The following is an 11,766-nucleotide window of genomic DNA, read 5'->3' on the forward strand; positions in this document are numbered from 1 at the left end:
AGTTTTTGTCCTATACGAAAAAGTCAACTTTAATAACAATTGACCATCTGCAACTGACTTACAACACTATGAATCAAACCCTTCTTCGCTTTCTAGCTACCAAAAATTATAAAAATTTGTCCTTAGATAAAGAGGTCAATCTCACGAACCTCAATATTTTTATCGGTTCAAACGGTTCGGGAAAAAGTAACTTTATCAACTGTTTAAAATTTTTAAAAGATAGCTTAATTAATATTCCTGATGAAATTAGAGGGGTTAGTAGTTTTGAGAATGGAGTTACTCAAATTGGTGGTAATAGAATTTTAGATAGCAGTGTAGCAAGTCCTGCTGTAGTAAGATTGGCATACTGTTTTTTGCCCTTTTCACAAACTAGCTTTTCTAAAAAAGATGGAGAAATTCTCGATCTGAAAATTTATGTTGATAAGAATACACCTAGAGTTAGCGTCGCTGAGGAATTTTTGTATAGTGGGGAAGATTTATATGAATCAGGTATATCGCAACCTTTCTATTATTATCAATTTCACAATCAAGAAGCAGGAAAAGGTGTTGTATCTGTTTATAAGACACCAGGACAAAGTTTAAGTACTCATTTTAAGCCTTTAGACAATATTAGTACTAGTTCTTTAGGTCTTTCTGCCATTCCTCGATTGCTGGAAGATAGTGAATACCCTCCTGAAAGTACGCCTATTTATAGAATTAGAAGGGATTTGGTTGAATTTATTTCTAATTGGCAATTTTATAATGCTAACAATATGGATTTGAATCAAATCAGAACAGCAGAGCCTAAAATCGGAGGTAGCGATATTTATTTATCTCCGTCTGGAGATAATTTAGCATTGGTCTTAGAGAATTTAATTCAGGAAGATATTGATTTTGATGAAGGTATCAACAACGCCATAAAATCCATTTTACCAAAAACACGTCGGCTCAGACCTATACGCTCAGGTCGCTTATCTCTGACTGTAGAATGGTATTTTCAAGATATTAAAGAAGCTTTTTATTTAAATGAACTATCAGATGGAACTGTTAGAATGCTATGTTGGGCTACTATATTAAATTCTCCAATTCTTCCTTCATTACTAGTTATTGATGAACCGGAACTGGGCTTACACATATCTTGGATGCCAATTTTAGCTGAATGGATTAAAAAAGCAGCAACTAAGACTCAAGTAATTATTACTACATATAGCCCCGATCTTTTGGATCATTTTACCGATTGTCTAGAGAATGTTCTTTGTTTTTATTCAAAAGATGAAACCCATTTCTCTATCAAAACACTTTCCAAAGAAATGCTCAATCAAAAACTTGAAGAAGGATGGCAATTAGGTGATTTATATCGCGTTGGCGATCCTAGTATTGGAGGATGGCCGTGGTAATATGGGTTTTTGCTGGCGGTGGAGAAGCAGAAGTTAGAGGATTAATTCCTTTTTTGCAAAAAAACTTTCCTAGATGTAGATTTGAAAGAAAAACACCAGTTCGTCAAAAACCTGGTCCTAAGCCTAATAAAGGAGTTAGTTATGGAAGAACAGGTCAAAGCTTGGTCGCTCAAATCAGCGACCAACTACCTATTACCTTACAATATGAACCCAACAAATGCGATTTAATTTTAGTTTTTGACGATTTAGATTGCCGAAACCCAGAGAATCAAAGAGAAAAAATTTTGACAACGATATCAAAAATACCAGAAAGTGCTAGCATCTCCAAATTTGTTGGATTTGCTGCTCCTGAATTAGAGTCTTGGATTATAGCAGATTGGAATAATTCAATAGCTAAACATCCAGATTTTAAGAACAGACATCAGCATATGCGTTGGTGGCTAAGTACACAAAGAAATATTCCTTTTGATAGTCCAGAATCATTTAGTGAATATGACTATGAAAGGGATTGTTGTCAAGAAAAGTTATCAGAGGCACTTATTGAGTCAAGTGTTTTAGATGAGTTTGATCGAAGCGTAACACGCTTTTCTAAAGGGTTACATACTCCTTTGCTATTACTGCAAATACAGCCAAATGAAGTTCAACAAAGATGCCCTCTATTTCGCGAACTTTACAATTATCTTAGTAATTTTGGTCAAAATCCTTAAATTTTAAAATTATGTTTGAATTTACGTTTTGTGAAATTAAGGATGCACCCGATCGCCTAAATTGACTCGGGGAACTTGAGTTCCCCTTTAAAGATGAGAAGCAATGAAGATGTGTATCCTTTACTACCTTGTACTTGAGGCAACAAAACGCTTGTTAATTTCATCCCAGTTTAGAACATTCCACCATGCCTTTAAATAATCGGCACGACGATTTTGATACTTGAGGTAATATGCATGTTCCCATATGTCATTACCCATAATGGGGTAGTTTCCTTCAACTATAGGACTATCTTGATTGGGTGTCGTCATCACAGCAAGGTTACCATCTTTAGTCCGCACGAGCCAAACCCAACCACTGCCAAAACGACCGACACCCGCTTCATTAAACTGCTTTTTAAAACTTGCAAAACTGCCAAAACTTTCTTTAATGGCGGATGCGATCGCACCTGTAGGTTCTCCACCACCTTTTGGCTTCATAATTCTCCAAAACATTGCATGATTCGCATGACCGCCACCATTATTGCGTACCGTTGTACGAATATCTTCTGGTAGATTGTTAAGGTTGCGAAGAAGAGCTTCAACGCTTTTTCCTTTCAATTCTGGATGCTTGTTTAATGCAGCATTCAAGTTTTTTACATAAGTCGCGTGGTGTTTATCGTGATGAAACTGCATGGTTTTGGCATCTATATGAGGCTCCAACGCATTGTACGAGTAGGGTAGTGGTGGTAGTTGAATAGCACCTGGTGCATTAGAATTAGGCTGCTTTCTACTGGGAGTCTTTTGTGCAAAAGTACCAGCATCTAAAGCCAAAACACCAGCACTAGATCCAAGTAAAAACAAGAAATGACGGCGATTAACAGTCATATTCAATATTCATAATTTATAATTCATAATTTATCAGCTTTGCGACAACCTCTGTCTTGCTTCACCTGCTAACATCTGATGTGCTTCTATTAAAAAGCGAGGAATTTTTTCTGCGTGAGGGCTGCGGCTGAGACATTCCCGCAAGTCTAATTGCCGTATTTTCTCTGCTTGAGTGCCGGGAAACCAATGACTTCCATTGCCAAGCAGGTTGTATCGCATTTTGGCATAGTCCACCATATCGTATGCCAAAGCCAAATTTCTCAACCACAAAATGACTGGAATGTTCACATACCCTGGAGTTTTCTCATAAGTTGGTAAATTAATATGCCAAGTTTTGACCCAATCTTCTCCTAAAACCGCGATTGCTTCTTCTTCCAATCGAGCCAAAATAGGTGGCAAAATTTCCAATGAATTATCTAGCAAATCTAATGTTTTTAAGTGTTCGTCAAAATCTTGTGGTTTAGCAGCACCCACACTTAAGGTATGAACTTGGGAATGGCTCAAACAAAATAAATCGTTAAAAACCATTGGACTGAGAGGCTTACAAAGTTCTACAAGTTTTTGTGGGGGTTCATATAACATCCCTCCTTTATTAGAGGGGCTAATAATAAATACTCCCATATCAAGGCGGGTTGCAGCTTCAATAGCAGACCAGTTGGCTTGATTGATGTAATACCAGTGCAAGTTGATGTAATCAAACTGGTTGGTATTAATTGCTTGAATAATAATATCTGTTGCACCGTGTGTGGAAAAGCCAATAAACTTCACTTTTCCTTGTGCTTGAAGTTTGTGTACGAACTCCAAACAACCACCAGGACGAATGGTATGATTCAATAACTCAGCATTATTAATACCATGTATTGCTAGTAAGTCAACATAGTCCAGGCGAAGATTTTTTAGCGATTTTTCAAAATCTCGTTGAAATTCTTTAACATTAGCGTTAGGGCTGATTTTGGTTTGAACAATCAACTTTTCGCGCTCAAAAGCGGGCAAGATTCTTCCCAACTGCATTTCCGAACTCCCGTAACCACGGGCGGTTTCGATATGATTAATTCCCAATTCTACTGCTCGTCGAATCGTCGCTTCTAAATTTTCTTGATTATCGCGAGGGACTTGCCACTGTGGTATGTCCTGCCATTTATATTGATATCTCATGCCACCGCAGGAAAAAACAGGCATTTTTAATTCTGTGCGCCCAAATCGTCTGTAAAGCATTATTAGACGTTAAATTTTGGATTTTGGATTTTGGATTTTTAGTTGTATGTTATGACATTAGTGTTGCCTTTCAGCCACACATCTTGCCAAAGATTGATTTACATTTAAATTATGGTCGTGTAAAGAATGGATTTCATTTTTTACTTACCATGGGTTGATAAAAAATACAATACACTAGCTCATTTTAAGTATTTATACCATCTTGACGTATCTGTGTAAAAGCAGTAATACCAGGACGGAATAACGGAAAAGAGCTTGAATTAGGCAATGTACCCGGAAACTTATCCGAGTATTGCGTAAAATGAAACGTTCTCTGTGAAGTCTCGGTTAGTTCCACTAAAAAATCTCCGGAGGTATCAATGCCACATCACATCAGCACTCAGCCAACCACAAATGTGAATACTTATTCTAATTCTAAGGGTGCTGCTGATGCCTATACTCTCAATCTTATAGGCTTTTTTATTATTTCTTTACCTATAGTTTTACTACTCGGAATGACAACTTATAAAAGATATCGTACTGTTGTTCTTCGTCGGCGAAGAGTCTTCCTTGAAAAAATGTGGTTAATGGATGCTAAAGATAATACTTATAGACAAGATTAAATTTTAACTAACTTAAAAAAGTGAGTAGGGAGTCAAGAATATACCTTTTTTACAATCCCTCGTTCCCATGCTCTGCATGGAAATGAATTCATAGGAGATTCCTCGTCCTGTAGTTGGTTGGAAAAGCCAGGTTTCGCCTCGCTTTTCCGCATTCCCAGGCGGAGCCAGGAAACGAGAGACACCCCTACTCCCTACTCGCTTTCTTATTACAATTGCCTAACTATCGGTTGATCGTCTTTAACTTCTCCAATTAACACTAAATCGACACAATTGACAAAAATCCCATTCTCCAAAACACCGGGAATGTTGTTTAGCGTTTTTTCTAGATTTACGGGATCGCTGATTGTGTCAAATTTAACATCTATCACCATGTTCCCTTGGTCGGTAATAACGGGACCTGCTTTTTTAACACCCATGCGGAGTTCTGGTTTACCGCCCAATTTCTCAATTGCTCGTGTCACTGGGGTTACTGCCATTGGGATGACTTCTACGGGTACGGCAAATACGGAACCCAATCGGTCTACTAGTTTACCAGCATCGACAACGACAATAAACCTGTTTGCCAGATAATCAACGACTTTTTCGCGAGTGTGGGCTGCACCGCCCCCTTTGATTAAATTTTTTTGAGGATCGACTTCATCTGCACCATCAATGGCAATATCAATGCGATCGATAGCATCTAGAGTGGTTAGCGGGATACCATACTGCTTGGACAGCACCTCTGCTTGAAATGAGGTGGGGACACCAACAATATCTTTGATTTCACCAGACTTAAGGCGATCGCCCAAAAACTGAATTGCATATGCTGTCGTTGACCCTGTACCCAACCCAACAATAGAACCTGATTCTACCAAAGCAGCGGCGGCTTTGCCGACTTCTTGCTTCATTAACTTGGTGGGGTCTGCTGCGCTCATTCCCAAAGCTCCTCAAAAATAAACTATAGTTTAGGGTAAGGGAAAAAGGTAAAGGTACGCAAAACGGTTTTGAGAGAAAGAAGCAAGCAGTTGGCAACAATACTAAGTCAAAATTCGTCACGGAATGGGTTGGTGTAGCAGAAGTCACTTGAAAGTGTTCTAAATTATGCGTCAGCTTCTAAGTACTCTCTCATTAATCGCACTCCTGCAATCTTTTCCCAATGTAGCGATCGCACTTGAGCAAGGCAATACCGAACAACCCTCCGACCCGGTAACACAAGTCGTTGCTGCTAAATTAATGTCTAACGCCCCTGATGGCAATTTTTATCCAGAACGGTTTGTGAGTCGAGCAGAATTGGCATCGATTATGGTCAAAGCATTTCGACTCGATAAACGACAGGCTGCTACCAAAGAAAATTTCAAAGTGGCTGATGTATCCCCTTCCAATCCCGCGTTTAATGATGTTCAAATAGTTTTAAAAACTGATATTATGAAGGGTTATCGGGGAAATTTATTCTTCCCGAATCAAAGAGTTACAAAAGCGGAGGCTTTAGCAATTTTCGCACAAGCTTACGGCGTTTTTCAATTCCCTGATGAAACAGTCAATGAGATTCTTGCCTCATATCCGGATGCTGCTTCTATTCCAGCTTGGGCAAGGAAAGCACTTGCTACAGCTGCTAGTGAGGGATTTGTCAATACAGATCGACAAGGTAATCTCTCCCCATTGCAGCCTATGACTCGTGGGGACATGGCTTATGTCTTGAGCCAGTATTTACACAGACAGCAACCACAGCCGCAAACTCCGGAAGTTACCGGAGGGAGCGATCGAGAATCTTAAGTTAAAGTCAAGACAAGGGGGACAAGAGCGACAAGGGAGAATATAAATGTTCTCTCGTTGTCTTTTGCTGCTTTAGTTCCTTTTTGTAACTGTTTGACAATGACTCAATAAGCTGATAACCCCACGTGGGAAAATCAGAAATACAAAAAGTAGAGAGGAAAACCCTATAGTTATGCACTTGAGTGAAATTACTCATCCCAACCAACTGCATGGTTTGTCGATTCGCCAGTTACAACAAATTGCCCGTCAGATTCGAGATAAACATCTTCAAACTGTAGCAGCAACTGGAGGACACCTCGGACCTGGTTTGGGAGTTGTAGAATTGACCCTAGGGCTTTACCAAACGCTGGATTTAGACCGCGATAAGGTTATCTGGGATGTAGGACACCAAGCTTATCCTCACAAACTCATTACAGGACGTTACCCTAACTTCCATACTTTGCGGCAAAAAGACGGAATTGCCGGTTATCTCAAGCGATGCGAAAGTCAATTTGACCACTTTGGTGCGGGACACGCCTCCACCAGTATCTCGGCTGGATTGGGTATGGCTTTAGCAAGGGATCTCAAAGGAGAAAAGTTTAAAGTAGCCGCTATCATTGGTGACGGTGCGCTGACTGGTGGTATGGCATTAGAAGCTATCAACCACGCCGGACATTTGCCCAAGACCAACCTGCTAGTTGTCCTTAATGACAACGAAATGTCCATCTCTCCCAACGTGGGTGCTATTCCTCGCTACTTAAACAAAATCCGTCTGAGTCCACCAGTACAGTTCCTTAAAGATAATTTTGAGGAACAATTCAAGCACATTCCTTTTGTTGGGGAATCCCTGTCCCCCGAATTAGGACGCATCAAAGAAGGGATGAAGCGCTTGGCTGTTCCCAAGGTAGGAGCTGTCTTTGAAGAACTCGGTTTTACTTACATCGGACCTGTAGACGGACACAATTTAGAGGAATTGATTGCAACTTTCCAACAGGCGCATCAAATTCCCGGACCCGTTTTGGTACACGTTGCAACCGTTAAGGGTAAAGGTTATGAAATTGCCGAACAAGACAAAGTTGGCTATCATGCCCAAGTTCCCTTTAACTTAACTACAGGGAAAGCTATTCCCTCCAATAAGCCCAAACCACCGGGTTACAACAAAGTTTTTGCCCACACTTTGGTTAAACTTGCCGAACAAAACCCCAAAATTATTGGTATTACTGCTGCTATGGCAACAGGAACGGGGTTAGATAAATTGCAAGCAAAGCTACCCAACCAATATATAGATGTAGGCATTGCCGAACAGCATGCTGTTACCTTAGCTGCGGGACTGGCATCTGAAGGTATGCGTCCGGTCGTTGCTATTTACTCTACCTTCTTACAACGTGCCTACGACCAAATTATTCACGATGTCTGCATCCAAAACCTGCCAGTGTTCTTTTGTATGGATAGGGCGGGAATTGTTGGTGCTGACGGTCCAACTCACCAGGGAATGTATGATATTTCTTATCTGCGTTGCATTCCCAACATGGTACTTATGGCACCCAAAGACGAGGCAGAATTGCAAAGGATGGTAGTCACTGGTATCAATCACACATCCGGACCCATCGCTATGCGTTTCCCTCGTGGTAGCGGTTACGGTGTTCCTTTGATGGAAGAAGGTTGGGAACCTTTAGAAATTGGTAAAGGAGAAATTCTCCGTACAGGAGATGATGTGTTGCTCCTTGGCTATGGCACAATGGTACAACCAGCCCTGCAAACTGCCGAAATTCTTAGCGAACACGGTATTGAAGCAACTGTGGTTAATGCAAGGTTTGCCAAGCCTTTAGATACGGAATTAATTTTCCCACTCGCTCAGAAAATTGGGCGAGTTGTGACCTTGGAAGAGGGCTGTATTACAGGGGGCTTCGGCTCGGCAATTGCAGAAGCACTTTTAGATGCCGATATAGTCGTTCCAGTTAAACGCATTGGTATCCCCGATTTGTTGGTAGAGCATGCCGAACCAAACGAATCGAAAGCCGCATTGGGTTTAACGAGTCCGCAAATTGCTGACCGAGTTTTACAGGCTTTCTTCAAGCGAGAACTTTCTACTGTGAGTTAACACCAGTACTCCACCACATTAAAACCTCATATCACCTCGTTCCCAGGCGGAGCCTGGGAATGCTTTACAGGAGGCTCCGCCTCCTGTTTACTTAGACGATAAAATAATTCTTTTTTTAGAATGATAAGAAAAATGATAAAAATCTTTAACTTATACACCGGAGTGTGCGTCCTCGCCTGCTTGCAAAAATTGGCTTTATTAAGCTTGTGTAAAGTTAAATAATTGTTAGCTTACTTACTAACCATTAGCTAATAAAGTATTACTTTTTACTATAAATTTTTTATAACTCATATCAAATACAAATATTTCTTTACGTCTATTACAGTAATTACCACATCTTAGTTCGTAATTAAGTTCGATTAAAACCATAAGCAGCATGAGTGCGGAACCCGCTTCAAAATGAGTTTTGGGGGGCGGCAGTTATCAAGCGCCGAGCGGCGGCCTGTGCGCCATCGCTGCGTACTGCGGTGGCGATGGATTGGGCACGGGCAGCCACGTCGGGTTGGAGTGCGTGCCTGAGAGCGCTCATCAGGGAGTCGGTGGTCGGTGTGCCGGGAGCGTGCGCGGTTCCGATGCCGAGGTGGTGGATTCGTCGGGCCCAGTAGTGCTGGTCGTACAGCTGGGGGATGACGACTTGGGGCGTGCCTGCTTGCGCGGCGGCGGTCGTGGTGCCTGCGCCGCCATGGTGGACGACGGCCGCGACGCGTTTGAACAGCGTCTGCTGGTTGACCTCGCCGATCGCTAGGCAGTCGGGTTCGTCGTCCACGAGTGACAGGTCGGCCCACCCGCGAGACACGATCGCACGGCGTCCGATCGCACGGGCCGATTCGATCGTCACCAGGCTAAGGTCTTCCGACGCGCGGATGCTGCCGAAGCCGAAGTAGACAGGTGGTTCGCCGGCGTCGAGGAACGTCTCCAGCTCGGGGGAGAGCGGACGCTCATCCGGCAAGATCCAGGCTCCGGTCTGGAACACAGTCTGGTCTACGGGATCGGGCCAGGGCCCCAACGTCGGGTCGGCGGCCAGCCAGGGTCGGTCGGTGAAGATGTGGCTGCGGACATCAGTGACTGGGGCCAGACCGAGTGATGCCCGATAGGAGTTGAGCGCGACGCCGAAGGTGGCGTTGAAGCGTTCTGCATCCCGCGCCCATATCTCCGGATAATCTACCGATGCGGGTGTCGGCATATCGCCGCCCAGACCCAATGGGGGTGGCGCATGGTGTGGCGATGGCAGGACTATCGGGCAGTAGGCGGCGAAGACGTAATAGATTCCCATTCTCTCTGCCACCGAGCGAGCGGCGATCTGTAGAGCTGTTGCTCCCACGATCGCGTCGCAGCCTTGGGCTGCCGCCGCGATCGTCTCGAATTGGGTGGCGACCGTGGCTTGGGCCAGCTGACGCCGGCGCTCGGGCGAGGGTGGGGCTGCTGACGGGCTGGCTTTCCCGGTCGAGCGCAACTCGGGTCCGATAGGCGTGACAGGCATTCCCAGGCTTTCGATCCAGTCGCGGAAGTCGGGTGGCACGCACAGGCGGACCTCCTGACCGAGGGCCCTCAATTCCAACGCCAGCGCCACTAGCGGCTGGACATCGCCCCTCGACCCGATCGTCGATAGCAGCACGCGCATCAGATCTCTCCTCTAGTAGGGGTTGTCTTATTAATCTTATAAATTTCCTCCCCTACTTAACTTAAACAAAAGTATTAAAACTATTAGCTAAGGATACGATGGTTTCTTCTTGACCAGTAAGCAGGAGAATAGAGTCATAATGCCAAATGACAAACATCATAGGTAAGGAAAGGGTTGCAGCTAACCAAACACCCTGACTGGCCGCACGACAGATTCGATCTATCTTGACAGCCCCAAAAGCGTTTGCAACACTCGCACCTACTGCTGAAAGCGCAGAACGACAAACAGAAGCTAAGGTGGAAAATGTTACTGCACTCAAGGCACCTGCAACTAAAGTTTGACCGTTCAGTAAGCCCATCACCATCCCATCTAGCAATGGAATGGATGCCTCCAATATTTGCACAATAACAGAGGTATTGCCAATTGCAAGCTCGCTTGAACTTCCATCAGAAGCTCAGGCGTAAACTTTCTTGAAGTTGACTCCATTTAAATAAAAAAACTTAAGTGATGTGGCAAAAAATTACACATAAGTACGTTAAGTTATATTAATACATAAAGTAGAAATAAGGAATAATTTTGGCAAAAAAATTGGCTGAGATAGGCAGATAAAGAAGTTTCAACTAGCCCCGCAAAGTTTTAAGTAACTCCAACTGTTTTTCTTTTTCCTCAAGTCGGACAGACAAGCTTTGATACACGAGTTCACAGAGTTGAAAAATCACGGGATCGGCAATTTCGTAAAAGACATTAGCTCCTTGTGGCGATCGCATTACGACCCCTGCACTTGAAAGTATTTTGAGGTGTTTGGAAGCATTAGCTTGACCGAGCTGAGTTAGCTCAATAATTTCAGTCACATTTTTAGGACCCGATTTGAGACAGCATAAAATCTGAAGGCGACTCACTTCTGAAAGAACTTTAAAATAATCAGCCATCTGTGCTAGGGCTGATGGAAAAGTTTCCACTACCACTATTTGCTATTCCTCATGAAACCACAACCAATCCCGATATTACCATTTGAGAATATAGTGTTGTAAAGGAAACCACAACTGGGATGGGGGACATCTCCAACCGCTAAGTCCCAATTCCTAATTTTGGTTTCGGAAACATCCACTTTAACTAAACGTCCATTCACTAGAGACATCAATCAAGTTACAACTTAGAATTAAGGAGCATTTACAAGTCGAACTCATTTGTCAACGGTCAACTCCCGGAAACATGGGATAACCGCGATCGACACGAGCGCAAACCTATTTTTTATCCCCAATGTCCAATCTCCAATCCTCAATCTCCGAAAAATGAACCAGATTTGGGTAAGATAGTAAAGCTATCTTTTCTGCGTTGCAGATACTGAAAGCCACTCAAGCCCACAGGAGATATCTAAAATGCTGACTTTAAAAATCGTTGTATATATAGTTGTTGCCTTCTTTGTTGGTCTCTTCATCTTTGGCTTTTTGTCAAATGACCCTGCTCGTAACCCCGGTCGTCGGGATTTCGAGTAAAGTCACGACAAATCGTCCGCGATTGATTGCCGGAAGGCTTATACATTATAGCC

Annotated in this window: 12 protein-coding genes; 6 read left to right on the forward strand and 6 right to left on the reverse strand. The window is 43.0% G+C overall.

What is annotated here, in order from left to right; all coding sequences use genetic code 11:
* Positions 1 to 68: 68 nt before the first annotated feature.
* Both AB0756_RS22330 and AB0756_RS22335 read left to right on the forward strand, forming a co-directional pair.
* The gene (locus tag AB0756_RS22330; RefSeq protein ID WP_038083588.1) at positions 69 to 1,376 is read left to right on the forward strand and encodes an AAA family ATPase; all 1,308 of its coding nucleotides are present in this window, start codon (positions 69 to 71) and stop codon (positions 1,374 to 1,376) included.
* Positions 1,370 to 2,083, forward strand: a complete 714-nt coding sequence (locus AB0756_RS22335) for a hypothetical protein (protein ID WP_202048655.1) — start codon at positions 1,370 to 1,372, stop codon at positions 2,081 to 2,083. Before AB0756_RS22330 ends, AB0756_RS22335 begins: the two co-directional genes overlap by 7 nt.
* Before the next feature lie 123 nt (positions 2,084 to 2,206).
* Here the strand turns inward: AB0756_RS22335 and AB0756_RS22340 are convergent, their stop codons facing one another.
* On the reverse strand, positions 2,207 to 2,947 hold the full coding sequence (locus AB0756_RS22340; RefSeq protein WP_038083579.1) for a superoxide dismutase: 741 nt from the start codon (positions 2,945 to 2,947) through the stop codon (positions 2,207 to 2,209).
* Between the two features lie 33 nt (positions 2,948 to 2,980).
* Complete coding sequence (locus AB0756_RS22345; protein WP_038083577.1) at positions 2,981 to 4,162, reverse strand: aldo/keto reductase; 1,182 nt, start codon at positions 4,160 to 4,162, stop codon at positions 2,981 to 2,983.
* Positions 4,163 to 4,521: 359 nt separating this feature from the next.
* Between AB0756_RS22345 and AB0756_RS22350 the strand changes: the two genes are divergently transcribed.
* A complete protein-coding gene (locus tag AB0756_RS22350; RefSeq protein ID WP_050046852.1) occupies positions 4,522 to 4,764 on the forward strand; it encodes a hypothetical protein in 243 nt (80 codons plus the stop codon).
* A 206-nt stretch (positions 4,765 to 4,970) separates the two neighbouring features.
* Here AB0756_RS22350 and rpiA read toward each other — a convergent pair whose 3' ends face one another.
* Positions 4,971 to 5,678, reverse strand: a complete 708-nt coding sequence (gene rpiA, locus AB0756_RS22355) for a ribose-5-phosphate isomerase RpiA (RefSeq protein ID WP_038083575.1) — start codon at positions 5,676 to 5,678, stop codon at positions 4,971 to 4,973.
* Between the two features lie 166 nt (positions 5,679 to 5,844).
* Between rpiA and AB0756_RS22360 the strand changes: the two genes are divergently transcribed.
* Both AB0756_RS22360 and dxs read left to right on the forward strand, forming a co-directional pair.
* Positions 5,845 to 6,516, forward strand: coding sequence for an S-layer homology domain-containing protein (locus AB0756_RS22360; protein WP_038083574.1), 672 nt, complete (start codon positions 5,845 to 5,847; stop codon positions 6,514 to 6,516).
* Positions 6,517 to 6,688: 172 nt separating this feature from the next.
* The gene (gene dxs / locus AB0756_RS22365) at positions 6,689 to 8,596 is read left to right on the forward strand and encodes a 1-deoxy-D-xylulose-5-phosphate synthase (protein WP_050046853.1); all 1,908 of its coding nucleotides are present in this window, start codon (positions 6,689 to 6,691) and stop codon (positions 8,594 to 8,596) included.
* Positions 8,597 to 8,990: 394 nt separating this feature from the next.
* Here dxs and AB0756_RS22370 read toward each other — a convergent pair whose 3' ends face one another.
* The 3 genes from AB0756_RS22370 to AB0756_RS22380 form a co-directional block, all read right to left on the reverse strand.
* Positions 8,991 to 10,217, reverse strand: a complete 1,227-nt coding sequence (locus AB0756_RS22370; RefSeq protein WP_038098513.1) for a glycosyltransferase — start codon at positions 10,215 to 10,217, stop codon at positions 8,991 to 8,993.
* A gap of 61 nt (positions 10,218 to 10,278) precedes the next feature.
* Positions 10,279 to 10,620 (reverse strand): MATE family efflux transporter, encoded by a 342-nt coding sequence (locus tag AB0756_RS22375; protein ID WP_072040840.1) that lies wholly within the window; start codon positions 10,618 to 10,620, stop codon positions 10,279 to 10,281.
* A gap of 217 nt (positions 10,621 to 10,837) precedes the next feature.
* Positions 10,838 to 11,146: an ArsR/SmtB family transcription factor gene (locus AB0756_RS22380; RefSeq protein ID WP_038098517.1), complete on the reverse strand. Its 309-nt coding sequence runs from the start codon at positions 11,144 to 11,146 to the stop codon at positions 10,838 to 10,840.
* Between the two features lie 450 nt (positions 11,147 to 11,596).
* On the opposite strand from AB0756_RS22380, the gene AB0756_RS22385 reads away from it, so the two are divergent.
* Positions 11,597 to 11,713 carry a photosystem II reaction center protein I gene (locus AB0756_RS22385; RefSeq protein WP_072040841.1) on the forward strand — a complete coding sequence of 39 codons (117 nt, stop codon included), beginning with the start codon at positions 11,597 to 11,599 and terminating at the stop codon, positions 11,711 to 11,713.
* Positions 11,714 to 11,766: the final 53 nt, after the last annotated feature.

The organism is Tolypothrix campylonemoides VB511288_2 (assembly GCF_045999855.1).
In the GTDB taxonomy this organism is placed as follows: Bacteria; Cyanobacteriota; Cyanobacteriia; order Cyanobacteriales; family Nostocaceae; genus Scytonema; species Scytonema bouteillei_A.

What these genes read in the sequence shown, in the direction of transcription:
- AB0756_RS22330 (WP_038083588.1), top strand. Translation starts at nt 69, where the DNA reads ATGAATCAAACCCTTCTTCGCTTTCTAGCTACCAAAAATTATAAAAAT.
- AB0756_RS22340 (WP_038083579.1), bottom strand. Translation starts at nt 2,947, where the DNA reads ATGACTGTTAATCGCCGTCATTTCTTGTTTTTACTTGGATCTAGTGCT.
- AB0756_RS22345 (WP_038083577.1), bottom strand. Translation starts at nt 4,162, where the DNA reads ATGCTTTACAGACGATTTGGGCGCACAGAATTAAAAATGCCTGTTTTT.
- AB0756_RS22350 (WP_050046852.1), top strand. Translation starts at nt 4,522, where the DNA reads ATGCCACATCACATCAGCACTCAGCCAACCACAAATGTGAATACTTAT.
- rpiA (WP_038083575.1), bottom strand. Translation starts at nt 5,678, where the DNA reads ATGAGCGCAGCAGACCCCACCAAGTTAATGAAGCAAGAAGTCGGCAAA.
- AB0756_RS22360 (WP_038083574.1), top strand. Translation starts at nt 5,845, where the DNA reads ATGCGTCAGCTTCTAAGTACTCTCTCATTAATCGCACTCCTGCAATCT.
- dxs (WP_050046853.1), top strand. Translation starts at nt 6,689, where the DNA reads ATGCACTTGAGTGAAATTACTCATCCCAACCAACTGCATGGTTTGTCG.
- AB0756_RS22370 (WP_038098513.1), bottom strand. Translation starts at nt 10,217, where the DNA reads ATGCGCGTGCTGCTATCGACGATCGGGTCGAGGGGCGATGTCCAGCCG.
- AB0756_RS22380 (WP_038098517.1), bottom strand. Translation starts at nt 11,146, where the DNA reads ATGGCTGATTATTTTAAAGTTCTTTCAGAAGTGAGTCGCCTTCAGATT.
- AB0756_RS22385 (WP_072040841.1), top strand. Translation starts at nt 11,597, where the DNA reads ATGCTGACTTTAAAAATCGTTGTATATATAGTTGTTGCCTTCTTTGTT.